13 protein-coding genes and 1 tRNA gene are annotated in these 20676 nt (G+C 47.2%); 6 read left to right on the forward strand and 8 right to left on the reverse strand.

Going from position 1 to position 20676, the window contains the following annotated elements; all coding sequences use genetic code 11:
* Position 1: 1 nt before the first annotated feature.
* Genes cmr4 through AC1S52_RS08535 form a run of 3 tightly spaced genes read right to left on the reverse strand, consistent with a single transcriptional unit; the run spans position 2 to position 3557 of the window.
* Positions 2 to 838 carry a type III-B CRISPR module RAMP protein Cmr4 gene (cmr4, locus tag AC1S52_RS08525; RefSeq protein ID WP_482028601.1) on the reverse strand — a complete coding sequence of 279 codons (837 nt, stop codon included), beginning with the start codon at positions 836 to 838 and terminating at the stop codon, positions 2 to 4.
* Entirely contained in the window at positions 838 to 1962 is a 1125-nt protein-coding gene (locus tag AC1S52_RS08530; RefSeq protein WP_482028602.1) for a type III-B CRISPR module-associated Cmr3 family protein, read from the reverse strand. Before AC1S52_RS08530 ends, cmr4 begins: the two co-directional genes overlap by 1 nt.
* Entirely contained in the window at positions 1911 to 3557 is a 1647-nt protein-coding gene (locus AC1S52_RS08535; protein ID WP_482028603.1) for a Cas10/Cmr2 second palm domain-containing protein, read from the reverse strand. Before AC1S52_RS08535 ends, AC1S52_RS08530 begins: the two co-directional genes overlap by 52 nt.
* A gap of 178 nt (positions 3558 to 3735) precedes the next feature.
* On the opposite strand from AC1S52_RS08535, the gene AC1S52_RS08540 reads away from it, so the two are divergent.
* From AC1S52_RS08540 to AC1S52_RS08550, 3 genes are all read left to right on the forward strand, one after another.
* Positions 3736 to 4905 carry a helix-turn-helix transcriptional regulator gene (locus tag AC1S52_RS08540; RefSeq protein WP_482028604.1) on the forward strand — a complete coding sequence of 390 codons (1170 nt, stop codon included), beginning with the start codon at positions 3736 to 3738 and terminating at the stop codon, positions 4903 to 4905.
* 143 nt (positions 4906 to 5048) lie between these two features.
* Positions 5049 to 5669 carry a hypothetical protein gene (locus tag AC1S52_RS08545; protein ID WP_482028605.1) on the forward strand — a complete coding sequence of 207 codons (621 nt, stop codon included), beginning with the start codon at positions 5049 to 5051 and terminating at the stop codon, positions 5667 to 5669.
* Between the two features lie 1070 nt (positions 5670 to 6739).
* Positions 6740 to 8329, forward strand: coding sequence for a site-specific integrase (locus AC1S52_RS08550; protein WP_482028606.1), 1590 nt, complete (start codon positions 6740 to 6742; stop codon positions 8327 to 8329).
* Between the two features lie 279 nt (positions 8330 to 8608).
* Here the strand turns inward: AC1S52_RS08550 and AC1S52_RS08555 are convergent, their stop codons facing one another.
* The 5 genes from AC1S52_RS08555 to AC1S52_RS08575 form a co-directional block, all read right to left on the reverse strand.
* Positions 8609 to 9112, reverse strand: coding sequence for a CHAT domain-containing protein (locus AC1S52_RS08555; RefSeq protein WP_482028607.1), 504 nt, complete (start codon positions 9110 to 9112; stop codon positions 8609 to 8611).
* Positions 9113 to 9226: 114 nt separating this feature from the next.
* Entirely contained in the window at positions 9227 to 11929 is a 2703-nt protein-coding gene (locus tag AC1S52_RS08560; protein WP_482028608.1) for a hypothetical protein, read from the reverse strand.
* 590 nt (positions 11930 to 12519) lie between these two features.
* The gene (locus tag AC1S52_RS08565; RefSeq protein WP_482028609.1) at positions 12520 to 13221 is read right to left on the reverse strand and encodes a hypothetical protein; all 702 of its coding nucleotides are present in this window, start codon (positions 13219 to 13221) and stop codon (positions 12520 to 12522) included.
* A gap of 163 nt (positions 13222 to 13384) precedes the next feature.
* Complete coding sequence (locus tag AC1S52_RS08570; RefSeq protein WP_482028610.1) at positions 13385 to 14590, reverse strand: Arm DNA-binding domain-containing protein; 1206 nt, start codon at positions 14588 to 14590, stop codon at positions 13385 to 13387.
* Between the two features lie 149 nt (positions 14591 to 14739).
* Positions 14740 to 14810, reverse strand: a tRNA-Gly gene (locus AC1S52_RS08575).
* 981 nt (positions 14811 to 15791) lie between these two features.
* Between AC1S52_RS08575 and AC1S52_RS08580 the strand changes: the two genes are divergently transcribed.
* The 3 genes from AC1S52_RS08580 (at position 15792) to AC1S52_RS08590 (ending at position 20495) form a co-directional block, all read left to right on the forward strand.
* The gene (locus tag AC1S52_RS08580) at positions 15792 to 16502 is read left to right on the forward strand and encodes a pentapeptide repeat-containing protein (protein ID WP_482028611.1); all 711 of its coding nucleotides are present in this window, start codon (positions 15792 to 15794) and stop codon (positions 16500 to 16502) included.
* 289 nt (positions 16503 to 16791) lie between these two features.
* Positions 16792 to 19773, forward strand: a complete 2982-nt coding sequence (gene pruA, locus AC1S52_RS08585; RefSeq protein WP_482028612.1) for an L-glutamate gamma-semialdehyde dehydrogenase — start codon at positions 16792 to 16794, stop codon at positions 19771 to 19773.
* A gap of 233 nt (positions 19774 to 20006) precedes the next feature.
* A complete protein-coding gene (locus AC1S52_RS08590; protein ID WP_482028613.1) occupies positions 20007 to 20495 on the forward strand; it encodes a tellurite resistance TerB family protein in 489 nt (162 codons plus the stop codon).
* Positions 20496 to 20676 lie beyond the last annotated feature (181 nt).

Here is a 20676-nt window from a genome sequence, read left to right on the forward strand (position 1 = left end):
CCTACACTCCTTCTAATGTGATTTCGCAGTGTCCAAAGCCAATTGATTCCAGACCACCCAGGTAAACATCAGCCTTAGTTTTACCTGCTCCAAAGGGTTGCCATTTCTTTACTTGAGCGTCGTCTGCTTCAGCTTTCTCTTCTCGAATTGCAATAGGAAAAACCAAGATCGTGCCCTCGGGTAGTGCCTCAGTATTGAAGAATTTGCCCTTAGAAACTTTTTTCTGTTCTTTGTCTAGAGCGACACGACTTTGGCGATAGAGTGCCATATCGTGGATCATGGCAATTTCATCATCACCAACCACCACCGCAGGTAGTTCCTTACCTAGTGGAAACCATGATGATAAATTTTCAGTTCCTTCAACCGTAAGAAACCCAAAATTGAAAAACAACTTTGGTGAACCTTCAATGGTAGGTGCTTGAAGTTTGCTTGAACCCTTGTATTTCAGGCTTTCAGGATCAGGCAAATTCTCAGAGTTCTTGGCAAAACGCTTGTAACGCTTGAGTAATTTGGGGCAACTGACCCAGACAATTGGTTGACCAGGACAGAAAACAGGCAACCAGAGCAGCGAAGCATATTCAAACTTGACCATGGATTCACTGGTGGAATCCGGGACACCCTCTTCTGCTTCACTCCCATACCAATAGTCTTCATCTCCATCGGTTGCTCTTCGCATCTCAGACCGCAATCGCCCTCGGATCGAGCTACCGGGAACAATGCCCGTTTGAGTAAACTGATCGCGGAAAATTAGATTCAAATTGCCGCTTTCTTCCCCAGCGGTTGCCCCCACATGCAGTGGAGCCAGGGTTTCAATCACGCCATATGCTTTTTTGTACATTACTTATCAACTCCTTCAATGTGAACGGGCAGGCACAGCCCACAACCAAACTTTTGTAGCAAGCCCTTTTCTGGAAACCATTTTTTCGGAAAGTTCCACCACGGTTCATTGAGTGGTTCTCGTAAGACGTACACACTGCCGGATGGCACCGCATAGCGCCCACGGGATAGCCGTCCAGAGTCGCGACTTCGGAAATCTTGTTTTTTCTCTGGCTTATCGCCATACCCAATGCGATAGCGATAAGGCACTGCTTTATCAGTCAGCAAAGTAATCTTGTTGTTGTCCTCAGCAAAACCTGCTTGCTTGGGATAACGGGTAGAAAGTTGATTTGAACCCCATATGCCTGGTGTTAGCAATGCAAAGGCTTTTTGAATGGGAGCTTGTAGTCGTTTCAAAACTCGACTTTCAGGATGTAGTTCCATAGACTTGACTTCAACCATGTGCCCCTCTCCACCAAATTGATACCAGCCATCTTCTAGGAGATAGTTGGAGAGATAAACTAAGCAAGTATCCTCCTTCATCTGAATGGCATTTTCGAGGAATAGCCCTTTCTCTGAAAGCACATGTCGCTCATCCTTTTTCAACTGAGGATGTAAGAATGGTGACATCTTCCAAGGATTCTCAGCTACGGAAGGTCTTTCTTCGGTGCGATCGCTATAAATCGTCTCTACTGACGCATCCCAATAGTCAATCCTCAGCCAGCGATACTCAGACTCTTCTTTTTTCTTTTCTTCTTCCTGATCGGGATCTTCCCCTTCAGATTTCAAGCACCATTTGTAGTTTTTGATTGTCCATTCGTCATAGTCATCTTTACCAATCACCTTATGGCGTGGCAAGGGTACATAAAAATCATCTTCCGCATCCACAAACGCCCAAAATGGACCTGCAACACGAAGATGTTCAGCTAGCTCCTTATGGGAAGAAAACTTTTGTTCTTTATTGGCACTGAACAACAAACCAGATAAGGTTGCAGCATCGGGTGGAAATTTCGTGCCAGATCGCCCCACCAGATTTTCAGGCGATAGAAACGCTCCAGCACTGCCATACATCAAGCCAAGGGGCTGAATCGTAATCAGGTATTTGAACATAATTGCCACCCCACATTCACTAAACCATCCAGCCATTCAATCACTGCTTTTGGCGTGTAATCCTTCTTAAAAATTTCCTGGCTGTACTGCTCAAAACGCTCTATGTCATCGAAATACAGTTCAAATATCTTCAAGGCAATGCGATCGTCCACTTGATCGGAGCGATCTTGTATGGGAATAGCATGACGGGCTTTGAGTTGTGCCCAATCACTGTAGAGGTGAGTCCAGTTAAGGTTTGGATCTCCCCAGGTTTTGTCGTTGCGATCGCGGTACTTCGTCAAAATATCCAAATAGTCCCAAGGACACGTCCATTCAACTTTTTGACCGCTGTTGAAAACAACTCGAATTGTGACGCGATCTCGCCCCAAACTCTTGGCTCGTTTTTCTGCTTCTCGACAATGCTGCAATACATCCCGCTGGGGCACACTATGACCCGCCCAAACAAAGCCAACACTAAGACTGACAGGTTGCTTATGAGTAGTCCATTGAGAGTTGAGTTGAGTCAACCAAGTTAATGCAGTAGAAGGAGAAATTGGCTTTTGTCGATCTCCGCTATAGATGACTCCCATGAAATCGTCTCCCCCTGCATAGACAACTCTGCCTAGCTCTTGAGGAAACTGTTTTTTGAAGTCTTTTCCCCATGTTCGCATTGCATGACTAAATTCTTGAAGTTCAGCTTCACTCTTGAGGTTCTTGAGATACTTACCAATCTCATCACCATCACCCATAAACCAACCTGTCCAGTGCCCAAGCTGTCCAGGTTCGGGCATTCGCACCATTTCAGAAAAGCTCTCTACCTTGAAAGACTCGTCTAGATGCTCACCAACACCTTCGTATCGAGTTACTAAGCGTTTTGCTAATTCGGGAATGCTGAGACGCTCATTAGAGCGAAGAAACTTTCCTTGAGGTAGCTCCTCATCAGATGAGTCTTCTTCTAATGCTTGAGATAGTCTGAAATAAAAATCTTCTAACTCTTGTTTTAGTTTTCGTCTTTCTTCTGATGTTAGTTCACCCTTAAGATCCCGCTTAACGAGATCCTTTTCACCAAGCCGGTGCCACGCGATCGCATCTGTTCCAGACAAACTTGAACTTTCACCAGTCCAGTTAACAGCAACCCAATCTCGCTTCAGCTTGCGGGTTTCCAGGTCGTCCATTGCTGCTTTGATCAAATTTTTGTCAGGATCGCTCGGATCGGGTCGTCCCCAACCCATAAAAATCTCCCAGGTATGGCTTCCCCAGCGTTCCCACTCCCCTTTTTCTTTCCCAACCTGATCCTCTTTCTGTGACCACTGATACTGGTCTTTGGGAATCCCAATATTGTCCTCAACCCACTCCCGGCAAGTTCTCAAGATTTTCTGCCACTCTCCTAAAAGAGCCTTTTCCACAATTTCTCGTGTCAATTCGCCCCTTACCAAAATTCGGTTAGGCATTCCCTCTTGATGCTTAATCAGACCAGGCGAAATAACACTGCCCTTCCCAAGATGCTCTTCTGCTTTCTCAACAATCTTCTGACTCAAGTAGGACAGGATCAGGGATGCACCAAACAAATCTCGCAACTTACGAGACTTCTCAATAAATCCCTGAACGGGCGCAAAACTAATGGCTGTGTAGACAGGTGAAGATTCGGACACAGCGAACTCCCTTATAAACTGCCGTGTAATCGCACTATACTGAGAGTTCCCAGTTATCTTCCAGTTAAATCAAATAATTATTAGTTTCTTGACAAAGTCGGGGAACTCTCTTTATGAAGGCTTTTATAGCCATTTGAAACTTTTTAGATGAATACTTTATCTTTCTTGACACTTCAATATGGCAAAAAAGCCAGCGCTCCATCCCTACAGCGATCGCGCCTCCTTCCAACGCTTGATGCTGCTGATCGCCATCCTGGTACACCATCCCGGCATTGGTAGCCGTCGTGCCTCAGAGCACCCAGACGAGGATGCCCTGGAACCGCTCCAGACCCACATCCAAAATCTGGCTCAACAGCTCAATATTGAGCTTCCGGCTTACTCTTCCCACACCTTGAAGAAGGATTTGGCAACCCTGCGCGATTACGAAATTCTGGCTCGAAACCGTCACGACTGGGGCTATTACCTGGGAACCGGGGCATTAAACAGGGAAGAGTTACAACTTGCGATAAATGCCTTAGCATCACTGGCAACTTATCAGGGCGACCCCCAGGCAAGACGCATTTACAAACAATTGAGCCAGCGCTTAAAGAGCCTAGACCTAACAGGCAAAGGTGAGTTTTTCTATCCTGTGAAAACTCAGCTTAACCGGGCGATCGTCTACACTGACCCGGAAGAGATGATGGTCAAGCGCGAAAACCGGGATACCCTATTTCACTGTCTGGATACATTGGAAACCGCTATTGTGCAAGGGCTGGCTGTGGAACTGTACCAGATCCGCGATCCGTACCGGGGGCAAAAGGGTTATCGAGAGGTCTACCCTTTGCAACTCATTTATCAGGATAATTTCTGGTATCTGCTCTACGAAGAGATTGACACCCATCATCTAGCGATCGCCCGCATCGATCGCTTCAAAAACCATGCCAGAGTACTTGATCCTGTTGGACGCGGAATAGAGGCACAAAGAGAGAGCCTGAAAGCCGCCCACAAGTTACTCAGCAATGGCTGGGGCTTGTTTCTCGGAGAGCCAGAAGCGCAACAGTTAGAGCGCCAAGGCAAACTGCCCTTAGTCATGGTCAAAGTGCGATTCTTTCCGCCTGCGATCGCTGTGATATTAGAGGGTGAACAACGGCATGAAAGCCAGAAGATCACACGGGGACCACTTGACCCAACCACCAATGAGCCAGCCTATGTGGACTACCGGATTAAGTTGCCAGAGCGATCGCTGACTGAATTTTGCCGATGGGTGAACCGATTTATGAACCGGGCGCTAATCCTGGCTCCTGCTGAACTGGCAAAGAAACATCAGCAGGCAGCGGTAGAGCTAGTTGAACTCTATAACTCCCATTAATATGCGTATTCAACACACCCTACATCGCAACCTATCAATTCCGTAACTTCCCCGATGTCTCCCAGGAGACTTGGTGAATAAAGGTTTAGAGTTCCCAACTGCGGGAAGCTAACTCCCCATCTAACCCTTTCACAGAGAAACCCATGCACAAACCACTTGTGAAAAGAGCCGCTGCTGCTCTCGGTCTGACCCTGGCGATCGCTCCCTTCCTGGCTCAACTGCCTGCCTTCGCCCAACTGGCTCAATACGCCCCCTTCAAAGATACTGAGGGCAACGTCTACCTGGCTCCTGGCAGTGCCAATGCTGAAGTCGCCGTTACCTTTGGTTCGGTTGAAAAGCAAAAGGATGTCAAAGCGGATGCCTGTGGAGTCGTTCGCCTGACCCCTTCCAGCACCATTCCCCTCTCTACCAGCTTCAAAGTGGATGGTGTCACCGTTGACCCGACTGCCCTCAGCGCCGACCTGCTGCCCAAGTGTGTCAATGGCACCCTGGAGCAACCTCGCCCTAACAACTTCAAAACTGCCGATGGCAAAATTTATATCGTTGGCAAGACCGCAGGCTCCTACTACAAATTGGCTTACAACGCCTCTGTAACCCGGAGAGTCAAGTCCAATGCCTGTGGAATTGCCCGGATGGGTAGCAGTGCCTCCACTCCCCTGACATCAACTACCGTTTTTACCGTGAATGGAACTGATTACACCTATGGCAGCTTACCAACGGCTATACCCTGGCGGTGTACCTACATGCCCTACGGTGGCAGCTAGCGATCGCAGACTCTCTAACCTCTCAGCCTTTTACCAACCTTCCTGTGGGGAAGCTTTTTTAGTGAAAGGGTTTGAATGAAAGACCCGATAACCAGGGATTTACGGGTTAATGACCTCCCTCTTCAGGAGTTTGAGAGGAATAGCCATAATCAAAATCGTGTTGACCTAGCTAAGCAGCCTTGCCCTCCGAATCTTGGAGTTTCAGGGTGTGAAATAGCTTCCTTAGCTGAGTAAGAGCACGGCAACCCTGCTGTCTTAGGGTTGTTTCGCTTACGGCTCCTTCACCACAGTCTATTAACCGTTGACCTACTTCACACCAGCTCAAGTTGTTCATGTGACGCCAGATGAGAATTTCACGTTCCCTTGGCTTCAATTGATCTGGTCGAACAGCAGACACTTCTGGGCTTGATTGCCTCCCGCTCCCCCAGGGATACTTAACTATAGAGCCTGGACTTGGATAGGTGACACCAATTTGAATTGCAACCAAAACGGATCCCGGACGGGCTTGGCAGTGCCAAGCCCGTCCTGAACTTTGATATGCCCACAAATCCGTTTAAACAGGTATGACATTAATATCACTGTGTCTGTGAAATTGGCGGATCAAATGGAGAAGTAATTGCGCCCCTATCTCTACGCCAGTAGATTGCGGAGGGGGCAGTTCAGGAACTTAAGAACTATCCCGAACTATGGCGAAAAGGAAATGAATTGAGATCAGATTTATTGAGGACAAAAGCCGGAAATTTAGAAGTCTTGCCAGCTATTTACGCAAGCAAATTATTTTTATTAAAAACCCAATTGTATATACATAGATTCTATTAGGAAAACCACTCTATAAAATCCTATAACAATCTCTTGCGCTCTAATGAAAGTCTTTCTAGGAAAGCTTTTCAAAAATATCCGAAAATATCCAAAAAGTACTCTTATGCATCAAAAGTTTGATTTTATGCATGGGATTATGCTGTATTTCATACTATAATTAATTAGACAAAACCCCGGAAATATCACTGGACACTTCGATTGACTTTCCGGTTCAGACCAGATAAAGCCGAATCTAAAACTATTTGAAAATTATGATTACGCCAGATCAAATTCCGGCAAGTGTTGCCCAGTGCATCGATTTATTTTCCGATTCAGAACAGGTGAAGCTGAATCCAAAACTGCTTGGAAATCTGAAGACGGTGATCAAGAAATTTGTGCTTCCCGGTTTTGGGTACAAAGAGATTGATCATTCCCAGTTGGACAAGATTCTGGCAAGTTTGACGGTGAAGCAATTTCAGGATGCGAAGTTGTATTTCATGCAAACTGCGATTGAACGATTGGAAGAGGGCATTAGCCAGGGTACTTTCGCAAATTACAAATCTGTACTCAACCGCTTTTTGCAATGGATGACAGCTCAGGATTGGTATGAGGATGCCAGTGGAGTTAACGATGGCAAGTACGCTCCCCGGCTGAGGGCAAAGACGGGAGTTGCCAAGGTAACTAAAGGGCGGCGATCGTACCGCAACTTTGTCTATGGGTTGCAGGAAGCTGAACTGACCCCAAAATTGCTGGAACAACTGGACAAGTTCAAATACTTTTTGATGGCTCCCGAAGTACCGAAACGCCAAGATCCCCCCTTGCGACTGGTCAGCTACGCCAGATATCACCAGATCGCTTTGAATTTTTGGGGCTGGTTGATACATACCGAGGAATGGTCAATGGACGATCTGGATTTGTCCTTGCTGATTGATATTGATCTGCTGGAAGAGTTTATTGCCTGGGGGATTAATACCAGGGGCAACACCTATGCCTGGGCGCATCTGGCTGGCTGCTTGGCGTTGAATGTTGCCAAATGGCTGCATTATAAAAGTTCTAAAAAATCGAAATACCGAGATATTGAAGCCGTTGAAACCATTCGCAACAAGGTACATGAGATTAGCCTGAAGCGGCGGAAGGAACCATCACGGTTGCGGTTGGAGGAGCGGCTTATTTCCCTGGAGCAATGCATCAAGGTTGAAAAGTACTTGAAACTCTGTTGTGCTCCGGCAAGGGCGAAGGTCACGGGTGGGAGCAAGCGACCAGACCATGCAATTCTGGCAAGTTGGCAGAAGTATTTGATCATTGCCATTCTGACTTACTGCCCGGTGCGGCAACGGGAATTACGGGAACTGGAACTCGGCAAAACGCTGTTCAGGGAGCCAGATGGCTATTTGGTGAAGCTTTCCCTGAACGACCACAAAACGGGTTCAAAGACTGGCAAAGGACGGGAGTATCGATTGCCTGCCCATTTAACGCAGGACATAGATGAGTGGTTGACAGTCTGGCGACCCAAAATTCCAACGGAGCATCAATTTGTGTTTGTCCACTGTAGTTACAATGTGCGCTTTGTTCACAATGTTGGCAGACCGTTTACAGTGAGTGAGTTTGCAGCACTGGTGCGCCGCACTATGGTGGGAGCAACTACGTTTCTGTTTGGAACGCCAAAGCTGACAACGCCCCATGATTTTCGTCGGATTGGAATTACCTGGCAACGCAAATATGGCAACCGGGAGCAAAATGAGGCATTTGCAGAATTGCTGGGACATTCGGTGGATGCGGCGGATCAGATCTACTCACAATTGACCAGTCGGGAGAAGACAGAAAAGGCAACGGACTGGTGGAAACCTGTTGCATCTTCATAATTGGCGGTTGAGAATTTCTCGACAGACGGGTAGCCTGTCCAGTTCTTTTGGGTTGTTGCTGAAATAGGTTTTCAGGTGGGTACAGCCGCGAGTCAGCAAGTCATTCATGCCCTTGTCCTGCTCCAGTCCTTTGTCGATCTGCCATGCCCGCAGGGTGCCATCACTGGAGAGGGTGAGGAGCTGCTGACCATCCTGGGTGAAACCAAGGGAAAGCGTGTCAAGACGCGAATCGCGGGTAGAGGTTGAGCCGGGAAACTCTGCCAGATCAAGTTTGATCTATTACACATTACAGCCCAATCGATAGGCAAACTCAATCGATTCTCCTGCACCCAGGGCATCGTAAAAGCTCACTGCAAACTCGATTGCAGCTTTATCCCCGATTGCTTCATTCATCCCAATTACAAAGGGAATATGCAGTCCAATTGCTTCCGCCTGCACTTCTGAATAGCAGGCATTCAATAAAACACACTCCACCCTTCCTGCAAACAGCCCAAATAGTCCAGCGATCGCCTCAGTTCCGACTAAATGCACCTCCCCAACGTCATTTTCCAGTGCCAAGCCCTTCTCTCCCCAGCCATGCCCACAAAAATGCACAATCTGCGGTTTCACTTCCAGCATTGCCCGTCGCACATCCTGCGATCGTGTCGCCAATCGGCTCTCCAGAACGAACTGATCCCGGAACTGCGATCGCCTCAAACCTTCACGAATGTCCCGCAACTCCTGTTCCAGACGCAGACGTGAGGTATCTTTCGGGTTTGCTGCCAGAAGGAGGACTGTTTTCACAACAACACTACTGAAAATACTCTTATCAGTAGTGTTGTTGAAACAGTCGCTCCTGTAAAGAACCGCCTGGGGCAGGTTCGCTTTAACTGGTAGATTGATCTGATAGCAGAGGTTTTACGAGAGTTCCAGATCCCCAAGATCTAGCCAGGTTGTTAATCCACCATCCGGTCGTTCGCAGGCTACGCACCTACCTTCGATGGTATGGATCACCAGGGGCACACCAGCATAAACAGGGTATCGCTCACCGCGATACATGACGCGATCGCCCACCTTCAGCGATGCGGCATCAGTTTGTTTTTTCTTGTCCGTAACGTCCGAAAATGTCTCAATGCCTTTCACTTGGGGAGCTGTATAGCTAGGCGTTTCCTCGGACATTTCTACCTCACAAATATCTTCTGAATAGTTCTTGTCCGTGACTTCATCACCTGGAGTGATCGCTGTAATGCCTGTAGGATCTGGTGATTCGGCAAGTTCGGACATGCCGGACGTTTCGGACGTTTCTAGGTCCACTCGTTCTAACCGGATGATTCGCCTGTTTTTTTTGGAGTTGTGCCCCTGATACACTTCAATGCCAACTCCCCGTAGATCTGGCGTAAGTCTGGTTAGAGCCTTGCCAAGCGATCGTGGATTGCCTGCCCACGCTTTGCTTCTAATCACCTTCTCGTCAACAAGTTTCTCTAGTTCTGGTAGTAGTTCAGTTGCAGTTCCTTCCCACTGGTGACGATATCCCATAAACTGCCGTATGGCAGTTGCGATCAGTGAAGACTCCAACGCCGTTTCATGCCCCTCCTGTCTATTGTTTCCATAAGCGTTCCAGAAACTATCAGCAGGCAAACCAAGTGCTTTTTCCACAGCGATCGCAAATCTAGCATAGTCCGCCATTCGGGGAAGGCGAACACACTTGGTGGAAGGAAGAACGCTTAGGGTCTGGCTTAAGGCGGTGAGAAGTGTACCAAAAATGCGAGGTTGCAATTGCTCAAATGTTAAATCTAGTTCAGCTTCTGTAATCCGGTTTTCCTCTGGGATAGCAGATAATCGGATCAGAAGAGACCGCTCTAACATATCACCCCTGGTTGCCAGAGAATCGATACCTGTAAGAATTTGGGGTCTAAGGAATTCAAAAAAAGTCTCCTCATCATTTTCGTACAGGGTGCGGGTACTAAATCCTCCACCTGTGCTAATTCGGCACAATGCGTCAGATTGCTCGGCTCCCAACGTAGATAAGTTATCGTAAGCCATCACCCAGCGGTTGTTGGCTGCGATCGCCAAATTCTGCAAACTACCAACCTGAGGGATTAGCAGTGGCTTGCCGGGATCAATTAACTTCTTTAGGGTCTCGGCTCTGTAGGTTTTTCCAGTTCCTTGCGAACCATACAGAATTAGAATTGGGTGCGGAAACCGAGGGTAAAAACTGAACAACAACCAGGTGAGTACCAATATCCAGGAATCCTGCTCCAGGTTGAGTAGTTGTTGCACCTCTTTTAGAGTTCCCCCTCTTTCAGGTATTGGCAGTGGTAAAAGGGAAGAAGGTCTGCGAAACCGTACAGGAGGAACAGGAATAATTCGCCAACCCTCAGAGTCAACTTCAACGGCTCTCCAGTCTGGAGTACCCAGGTCAAGGTAAATCTTGCCCTTATACTCTGCCAGTCTCAGATAAACCTCGTGTTCTTCGCCCTCAAAGATAGCTCTCGCTTCCAGTACTCCTAAGACTTTTTTCAAGACTTCAGTACTTGCTGTTCGCCCATAGCGAGTGTAGAGCTGATGCTTTAACCAGAGTTTAAAACTCTTTCGCCCAATTGGATAGGTTTCGCGGAGACCATCCGCCCAAACATCAGCATAGGCAGTTTTATCAGGCGTATGGAAGCAGGTTGTTTCTTCTGCGATTTCTAGCAACAGTTGATCGGTGGCTTTCCGCTCTGCTTGTCCGGGATGAAGCTGGAGTAAGGCTCTGCAATCATCTTTCTTGCGGATAGCTCCTATAATTTGCGCTGCTGTTAATTTGTAGTCTGTCACCCAGTCACCAATATCCAACCCACCTTTATCGGGCAAGTTTTTCCAGACAGGGGAATCAGGAAAGGGGTATAACCATTCGCAGTCAGAAAAATCTTTCTCAATCTCAAGGCAATGATCAACCCCTGGTCGATCTCGATCAGGGCAAAGTACAACTGTGCATCCCTTTAAATCTTCCAGGTAATTTGGGTACCCGTACTTCCTCCACTTGCCTGCTCCCCCAATGGAACAAGTCGCTGGAACTCCCAGTCCCAGCAGCAAATCCACCTTACCTTCGCCTTCTACAATAAGTAGACGATCGCCCGATGCAACAGCTTGTTGATTTATCGGATCACTAATCCGATAAAGCCGTACACAAGACTTCACTGAATCGAGAACTTGTTTAACCCACCTTTTCCCGTTCCAGGATTCCTGCCATATTCGTTTTTTCCCTGTCCCGTCATCAGTTCTGATGACTTTTATCAAAAAATTTCCATTCTTATCGGGGTAAAGGAACTCCTTTTTACCCTCTGGTCTAACAGCCTTTTCCCGAACATTCCCTCGTGGAAAAAAAACTCCCCAAATATCCTTAGCTTTCGAGTAAACATAGCCAGGAATACCGGGATCCTTATCAATATAGGTGTGGCACAAAACAACCTTGTCATTCCAACGGCAATCCCCATCTTTTATCCGCTCACAAATAGGACAGGGATGCTGCCGACTTGAGTATTTAAAGGGTGGTTTGCTGCTATATTGGGGGGAGGAAAAATTTTGTTGTGAGCGATCGCCAGTGCTACCTGCGCGATCGCTTTTTAATCCGTTGTTCACTATTCAGCCCTCCTTCTACCCCGTTTGCCTGGTTGATTGGAAGGAAGAGATGCTAAGTAGTTTTCGATAGCACGCTCGTGTGCTTTTGGATCTCCCTGATTAGCAAACCAATCGACGATAAGCGGCAGGTTGTAGAGAGTGCAGCGCGAGTTCACCTGTATCCAATGGACGTTTTTCTTCCAAATTCCCTTCAGACGATACCTCTTAAAGGTTTCGGGCGAAATCCCCGTTACTTCAGCCAAATATCGTTTCTTCACGAAAACCGGTCGGCTCATTTTTGTGTTTTTTTAGCTCAATAAACTCAGAGTAAAGGCAGTCCCCTTAAAAACCACAAAAGTAAAATAAACCCCGAAAGCCCTTCTAAGTAAAGCTTTCAGCGCATCCTATCGCCCTGGACAGAGAAAAATTTGATATATTCCTTTCGCTAAAAAGACTTGAACCTCGTCCAGCTTGAAACCTGAAAGATTTAATTGAAAAAACTACAGCACTTGCATTGTTTAGCAACTGCCATAGAAAACAGCTAAAGAGCTTTTGCGAGTACCTGTGTAATCATCACTTTGCATTCTCAGCTACATTCCTGTCTTGATGCATTAATTTTTCCCCTTATTTTTTGGGGGTCTGCCTCGCCATTCCACAACATTACCTGATTCATCAAGTAATTTCAGATCAGTTGATCTCAAAAAAGTCAAAAGTTCCATTCGGTTTTTCACCATAGGTGAAAAAAATTGCTTACGGAATAATTCGTCTGAACTTGCCATCTTGGTAGCCAATTCAACAAAATTAGATGTTAAAGAGAATTCTGCCTCATCAAATGGGTTTGTCAAATCCTCTAACTGCCTATTTTGGTTTTGTACGTTTCGGATGATTTTAGTACTAGATATTTTCTCTTCCAGCAGGAAGGGGTAGAACGCCATTAGTTTACCCTCATCAACTAATGTGTGAAAGATAAGTTCCGCAACTTTTTTAAGAAAAACATGTTTTTCTATCTCTTCCACAAGTCGCCAGATTTTAAGCCAAAACTGGGCTTCCAAATGAACCACCTGCCCTAACATCTCATCCTCTTCGCTTGTACTCCGAATTGCGGGTGGAAGGTTCTTCCACAATCGGTAAAACCCTTCTATGCAAAACAATAAATAATTGCGTTTTGCTAGCCCAATATTTGACTGCCAAAATTTATTAGTTTTATATTTTGGGTCAAACATCAAATTGTGCAGTACTAGACTTAGAAGATCATAAAATCGTTTTGGAGGTAACAACAGTTTGGGGAGTTGAATTAATGATTCCCTTTCCATACGTTCTTCCTGAAAAGCAAGGTTTAAATATTTAAACTTTCAAAATTGTTTTCCGAGTGTATAGAGAAGCATAGTATTTCAGCCAAGTTGCGGGAACATAGTATATAAATTATTAAAGCTCTAACAATACTCAATTAAAGACAGAAATAAACTGGATTTTATGTCAATCAACAGGTCGTATGCTCAACATTTTTAGAAAATCTGCATAGTGTTTCTGAATCATCTCAACGCTGGTATCGCACCACTGAGCAATAACAGACTCAGGGATACCTTTGAGAATTTGAGTCGTGATAAACGTATCACGGCAACTGTAAGGTGTTGTATCCGTTTTAATTGGGTCAACAACTTTTTCCCAGGCACAGTTGCAAAAATTATTGTAATTAATAACTTTTCCCTTTGGACTGGGGAACACCAACGAAGCAGGAGTACAATTGTCAGACTTAATTGATTGCAGCAACGATAGCAACCTTGGGGAACACGGAAAAGTTCTTTCCTTATTATTTTTCGACCCCTTGACCCGGATTTGCTTTCCATAACAATAGGAAATTGCACCATCAAAATTGATAGAGCCACAATCCTCAGTTACTTGCTGCCACCGAAGTCCGACCGCCTCACTGGGGCGGCACCCTGTTAGGAACAAAAATTGAACAAAGGGCGCGTAGTGGGAGTAGCTAAACCCTGTATATCCTCGCCCGTTCCAATTTCCTTTATGATTGCGGAAAGCTTCAAGGATGCGATCTCGTTCCTCCTCGGTAAACGCATTTGGCTTCGGCTCCAACTGATAGCGGAATTTGGGCATTTCACCTGGCATCCCTTCATAGGGATTGCTGTCAATTAATCCATTTTTCTTCGCCCATCTGCAAGTAGCTCCCAGTTGAGTCAGAATCCGCTTTACCTGATAAACCGTAGTGACCTTCTCCAACTCAGCTTTCACTTTTAGTGCGTCAGTAATTGGGATGGCTGCTGGTGTTTTATCGAGAATGCGAGCTAATGCCTCATGGTGCAACTTGGTTGTTTCCTTTAAAGAAAATGCCCTGTAGTCCCGGAATTGCTTCCAAAGATCAACAGCAGTGGGGATAATTTTGGGCATAATATCCGGCTCGCTTACACTCACCACACTTTGAGGCTTGTACTTCGCCAGTGTCGGATCAAAATTGCCACTAAGAATATCCAGGTTGATTCGGCGTGCTTTCTCTTCAGCGTGCTTGCGGTTGATTTGCGTATCCGGTAAGCCCAGAGACATAACTTGGCGACTGCCACCAACCCTGATCCGAATTCTCAAGTAACCATTAGCAATAGAGACAGATGCTAAACCCTTGCGAGCTTTCCCACTGGGTGATTGGAGGTCATCATCAGAAAACATAGGCATACATGCGTTTTACTATGCCTATTTTATGCCCAAACCAACACAAAAATGCCTAAAAGAACCCAATTTTTAGAACTTCCGTACTAGGAAGTGTTCATGCCTGTAAACCTTGAAAGCACTAGAGGCTCTGCTTTAGCTGATTTTTATGACTAAGCGGGTAGCGAGAATCGAACTCGCAACTAAAGCTTGGGAAGCTTTCGTTTTACCACTAAACTATACCCGCAAGGCGTAAAACTGAACCCTCACTCAAACGCTCTGTCGAAGCCATTATACTTTCATTTTCTGTCCATTCAGGAGCTTAGGCGTTAGAAATGACAAATTCACCTGGATAGGCGATGCTTGATACCCCTAAATGGGTGACTTCAGCACGCCCAGCTTGAGTTATACCAGTAATATAAAGATTCGGTGTAACCCGTTCTTTACATCCTAAGCGTGATGTTATTCTCGTAGGAGCCAGGGAATACTACTTGTAGAAAAGCTATCCATTTATTCTGATAGAACTTCTGACAAGATGTATTCTGTTTATGGGTGTTGCCCCTCTTGACGTTTTTTTCTTCAGGGATGATACTTCATTAGAGTTTAAAAGCGTAGTACCCTTTTGAACTCCCATTTGCTTTCAGTCTAGGTCTGCAAACTTGATCAAGTTTGCGATCGCGCAACTCTTATCCCCCGGGATGTGCAGCCATCCCTTTGAAATTGGATTCAGCGGTTACTTACCATGCTTCAATCAGAATCTCTTCACTTCGACAGTACGGACAGTTTTTCAGTTAGAGAGGGTGAATATCCTCAGTCCCGGGCAGGAAATCGAAGTCGATTTGTTTCAGATTCTATCAATAACCGCACTGCCTTATTAGAATCCCTTATACCCGACGGAGTGAGTCCAGCTAAACGGGCTGTGATTGAAAGGCTGGTCACTCTCTGGTTAGCTGAGTCCAGGATGGACGTTGCTTAATCCTGTTATTATTATTTTTATTTCACAGTCGTTTATTTGATTTGGCACTTGTTGATAGGGGTAGTTGAGGCTATAGCTTCAGCTATCCTTTTGATTGTTTAAAATAAGCCCAGGCAGTTAGTCTTTCTGATGGAAGATTGTCCCAAGGACAGACTTCCTACTTAGCTTAAGAATTGTAAACTTTTAGGGCTTTACGAAAACCTTGAGGTATCCGCTGTAGTCAAAGCAGTGTTGCACCCTGGGAAAAGCTCTATGTTAGCTGGACAGTCTAGCAAAATGATTGGTGAAAAATCTCTTCAGAGACTTCAAGAACTGATCCAGATCATTGCAGAAGCAAATACTGACGACTTCTTTGAACTGGCAAAAATAGCAGGACTGAACCCAGTTGAAGATTTTTCTACCGCAAATCTCAGTGGGCTGGATTTACGCTCTGCTCAGTTGGTAGGGGCAAATCTGATCAATACCAACCTGGCACAGGCTTGCCTGGTCAATGCAAACCTTTCAGATGCGAACCTGATCAGTGCTAATCTCATCGCAGCGAACCTGATTAGCGCTCAAATGAATAATGCCAATTTAATCAGTGCGGATTTGACCAGCGCAAATTTAGTCAGTGCCAAGCTTTGGAGTGCAAACCTGACTGGAGCGACCCTTTCAAACGCCATATTGAACCATGCTGACCTGCGCCGTGCGGTTTTGACAGATGCCAAACTGGATGGTGCCAGCCTGCGGGCAACGACTTTAAGCCACACAGACTTGCGGCGTGCCAGCTTGACCAGGGCAGATCTGAGCGGTGCCAGTCTTTACGGTGCAAATTTGAGCAATTCTGATCTGCGTGGGGCAGATTTGAGTGATGCCAGTCTAGTTGGTGCAACCCTGGAAAAAGCGCGACTGGGTGGAAACGAAGGATTAGCTAGAGAATCTGTGCTGGACTTAAAGCGGCGGGGAGCAATTTTTGACCGTTAGTTGTAAGTAGGCGAGTTAAGTTAAACGTAAATGGGTTAGCGTAGTGTAACCTATGCTGCTCAAGGGTCTGTTGTTTGATGAAGAGGCTGCCGCATCTTAACAAATAATTGTGCCTTCCTACTTAGCAGCGGTTTCAACCATCAGGGTGAAAAGATTTGTAGTCAATCAGCCTCACACCTGACATTTGACACCTCACATCTAAAATAAACGGTTCAAACGTCTGTCAAACCAGTGATCTAACCAGCAGAGGTAGAATAGATAGATTCCCAAAAACCAGGAGTCTGCCGCTGTGGTTGCTGTTTCGCCCAATCCTTACGAAGAAAATACCCAAGCGATCGCCCGTCAGCTTTTATCTGCGACCCGTGAAAATCGCTCGTTCTTTGCTCAGATGCGTGACCAGATGCGATGGGATGACAAGCTCCTGGGCTGGGCGATGGGCAATCCTGGTGTGCGGGTACAGCTTTTTCGCTTCATTGACTGCCTGCCCTCCTTGCAAAGCAAACCCGAAATCGCCCGCCACTTACAGGAGTACTTGGGAGACGAAACCGTGGAGTTACCGGCAACACTGAAGGGAATGCTGAACTTTGCCAATCCAGACTCGATGCCAGGACAACTTGCCGCAACGACGGTTTCCACCGCAGTTGAAACCCTGGCGCATAAGTACATTGCTGGGGAAACCATTCAGCAGGTGATTAAAACGATTGAGCGGCTGCGGAAAGAGCGAATGACGTTCACGGTGGATCTGCTGGGAGAAGCGGTGATCACCGAAATTGAGGCTCAGTCTTACCTGGATCGCTACCTGGAACTGTTGGAACAACTGACGGATGCGGCTAAACGCTGGTCAACCGTGGAGCAAATTGACCAGGCAGAAGGCGAGGCACTACCCAGGGTGCAGGTGTCGGTGAAGCTGACTGCGTTCTATTCCCAGTTTGACCCTTTGGATGAGAAGGGGAGCCAGGAAAAGGTGAGCGATCGCATCCGTCAATTGCTTCGCCGTGCCAGAGAACTGGGGGCGGCGATTCATTTCGACATGGAGCAGTACCACTACAAGGACATGACCCTCACCATCCTGAAGCAATTACTGGTGGAAGAGGAGTTTCGCAACCGTAGTGACCTGGGGGTGACACTTCAAGCATACCTGCACGATAGCTATCAGGATTTGCAAGACTTGATCGCCTGGGCAAAGGAAAGGGGGACTCCTGTAACCGTTCGTCTGGTGAAAGGGGCGTACTGGGATCAGGAAACCATCAAGGCGGTTCAAAAGGACTGGCAGCAGCCCGTCTTTAACGATAAGGAATCGACGGATGCTAATTTTGAGGCAATGACCCGCCTGCTGTTGGAAAACCATGAGTATCTCTATGCGGCGATCGGTAGCCACAATGTCCGTTCCCAGGCATACGCGATGGCGATCGCCGAAAAGCTCAACATTCCCCGTCGTCGTTTCGAGTTGCAAGTCCTTTACGGCATGGCAGACAAATTAGCCAAAGCGATGACTGACCAGGGTTACCGGGTACGGGTTTACTGTCCCTACGGCGAACTTATCCCCGGCATGTCCTACCTCATCCGTCGTCTTTTAGAAAATACCGCCAACAGTTCCTTCCTGCGCCAAAACCTGGAAGAGCGTCCGGTCGAAGAGTTGCTGGCACCTCCGGTGATGGGAGGGATGAACGATGAAGAATCAAAGATAAATTCAGATTCCTGGTCCTTTCAAAATGCCGCGGACACTGACTATGCTGATATCTCCCAACGGAAGGAAATCCGCTATGCTTTGCAGCGGGTGCGCCAGGAGCTAGGGAAAACCTATCTGCCATTGATTAATGGTAAGTATGTGCAGACTGAAACTCAGGTGGACTCACTGAATCCATCCAACTTCAAGGAGAAGGTGGGGCAGATTGGGTTGATCAGTGTGGAGCAGGCAGATGAGGCGATCGCGGCTGCCAAAGCCGCTTTCCCGGCATGGAAGGGCACTCCAGCAAAAGAGCGGGCAAATATTTTGCGACGTGCGGCGGATCTGATGGAACAGCGCCGCCAGGATCTAATTGCCTGGATGGTGCTGGAAACTGGGAAAGTCGTGCAAGAGGCAGATCCGGAGGTATCGGAGGCGATCGACTTTTGCCGCTACTATGCCGATGAGATGGAACGATTGGAAAATGGGGTTGCCTATGACTATCCCGGTGAAACCAACCACTACCGTTACCAGCCCCGGGGAGTTTCTCTGATTATCTCGCCCTGGAACTTCCCGCTGGCAATTCCGACGGGCATGACAGTGGCTTCCCTGGTTGCCGGGAACTGCACCTTGCTCAAACCCGCAGAAGTCTCCTCTGTGATTGCAGCAAAGCTAACGGAAATCCTGATTGAAGCAGGCATTCCCAAAGGGGTATTCCAGTATGTTCCAGCGAAAGGATCGACCGTTGGGGCACACATGGTCAAACATCCCGATGTGCATATGATTACCTTTACCGGATCCCAGGAGGTCGGCTGTCGCATCTACGCCGATGCTGCCATTCTGCAACCAGGACAGAAGCATTTGAAGCGCGTGGTGGCAGAAATGGGCGGTAAAAACGCCATTATTGTGGATGAAAGCGCCGACCTGGATCAGGCAGTCCAGGGAGTGGCACAGTCTGCCTTTGGCTATAGTGGTCAAAAGTGCTCTGCCTGCTCACGGGTGGTGGTACTGGAGCCAATTTATGATGCCTTTCTGCGGCGGTTGGTGGAAGCCGTGCGATCGCTTAACCTGGGACCTACCGAGCATCCCGGTACAAAAGTTGGTCCGGTGATTGATGGGAATGCCCGCGATCGGATTAAGGAATACATCGAAAAAGGACGGATGGAATCTGAAGTGGCGCTGGAGATGCCTGCTCCCGATGGTGGCTACTTTGTCGGTCCCGTCATTTTTCGGGATGTTTCCCCCAAAGCAGTGATTGCCCAGGAAGAAATTTTTGGTCCAGTTCTGGCAGTCATGCGAGCAAAGACCTTTGACGAGGCTTTAGAAATTGCCAATGGAACTAATTTTGCCTTGACTGGTGGGCTTTACTCCCGTACCCCCTCCCATATCGAACGGGCAGCAGCCGAGTTTGAAGTGGGCAACCTTTATATCAACCGGGGAATTACGGGGGCGATCGTTGCCCGTCAACCCTTTGGCGGGTTCAAGCTTTCTGGGGTTGGCTCCAAAGCTGGCGGACCCGATTACCTTCTGCAATTTCTGGAACCGCGAGTTGTAACAGAAAATATACAGCGGCAGGGCTTCGCTCCGATTGAAGGTGTAGATTAGTGGTTAGTGGTTAGTGGTTGGTTGTTAGTTACTGGTCATTGGTCATTGGTTATTGGTCAGTGGTCGTTGGTCAGTCGTCATTGGTCGTTGGTCAGTCGTCATTGGTCGTTGGTCAGTGGTCTTTACAAAGGACAAAGAATTCCATTTTTCAACTTTCAACTCCCTTCTCCTCCGCTCCCCTCACTCCTCCCCCCTCGCTTTATTCAAATCCAGATTTAACAAGAGGTTTACCTATGATCATGAAAGTACCTCCTCCACCCGGTATTTCTCCCCAGGAAATGACCCTGCTGCGTACCGTTTGTTCCATGGCTTGGTCAGATGGCGAGTTATCTGCGACAGAACTTGACTTGATGGTGTCTGAGTTCTCCAAGCTGTTTGCCCAGAATGAAGCGGAAGAAGAGCCTCTCCGTCAAGAACTCAGGGATTACGTTACACAAAATATTCCGCTGGAAGAACTGGTGCCCAGGATTAAAACCGAAGAAGACCGGGAACTGGTTCTAAAACTGAGTTATATGGTGATCCGCGCAAGCCGCCGCCATTCGGGGGAACCCCTAATTAACCCAGACGAAAAAGCAGCCTATCGGCGGCTCATGGAACTACTGGCTTTGCCAGAGGAAACGATTATCAAAATTGAGCGTCTAGCCGACGAAGAACTGGAACATGACCATGACGTGATCCACGCCCTGACGGCTGAATTGCGTCAGTTTTTGGGGCGATCGTAAAACTTCCCAGACCTCCGAGGTTTTCCACCCAGATCCAGCACCAAATTGCGATAGGGGTACTGCTAACCTGATGCGACTTTGATGCTTTGATAATGCAAATCAATACACTCCACAGTATCTACGTTGCAGAACTTTTAGATTACTCTACTAGGAAATGTTGCTCAATCGCTTTATAGCTTCC

This window comes from Kovacikia sp. CALU 1929 (assembly GCF_056784235.1).

Excerpts from the sequence above, each read along its gene's own strand:
- cmr4 (WP_482028601.1), bottom strand. The coding sequence starts at position 838 with ATGTACAAAAAAGCATATGGCGTGATTGAAACCCTGGCTCCACTGCAT.
- AC1S52_RS08530 (WP_482028602.1), bottom strand. The coding sequence starts at position 1,962 with ATGGCTGGATGGTTTAGTGAATGTGGGGTGGCAATTATGTTCAAATAC.
- AC1S52_RS08540 (WP_482028604.1), top strand. The coding sequence starts at position 3,736 with ATGGCAAAAAAGCCAGCGCTCCATCCCTACAGCGATCGCGCCTCCTTC.
- AC1S52_RS08545 (WP_482028605.1), top strand. The coding sequence starts at position 5,049 with ATGCACAAACCACTTGTGAAAAGAGCCGCTGCTGCTCTCGGTCTGACC.
- AC1S52_RS08550 (WP_482028606.1), top strand. The coding sequence starts at position 6,740 with ATGATTACGCCAGATCAAATTCCGGCAAGTGTTGCCCAGTGCATCGAT.
- AC1S52_RS08565 (WP_482028609.1), bottom strand. The coding sequence starts at position 13,221 with ATGGAAAGGGAATCATTAATTCAACTCCCCAAACTGTTGTTACCTCCA.
- AC1S52_RS08570 (WP_482028610.1), bottom strand. The coding sequence starts at position 14,590 with ATGCCTATGTTTTCTGATGATGACCTCCAATCACCCAGTGGGAAAGCT.
- AC1S52_RS08580 (WP_482028611.1), top strand. The coding sequence starts at position 15,792 with ATGTTAGCTGGACAGTCTAGCAAAATGATTGGTGAAAAATCTCTTCAG.
- AC1S52_RS08590 (WP_482028613.1), top strand. The coding sequence starts at position 20,007 with ATGATCATGAAAGTACCTCCTCCACCCGGTATTTCTCCCCAGGAAATG.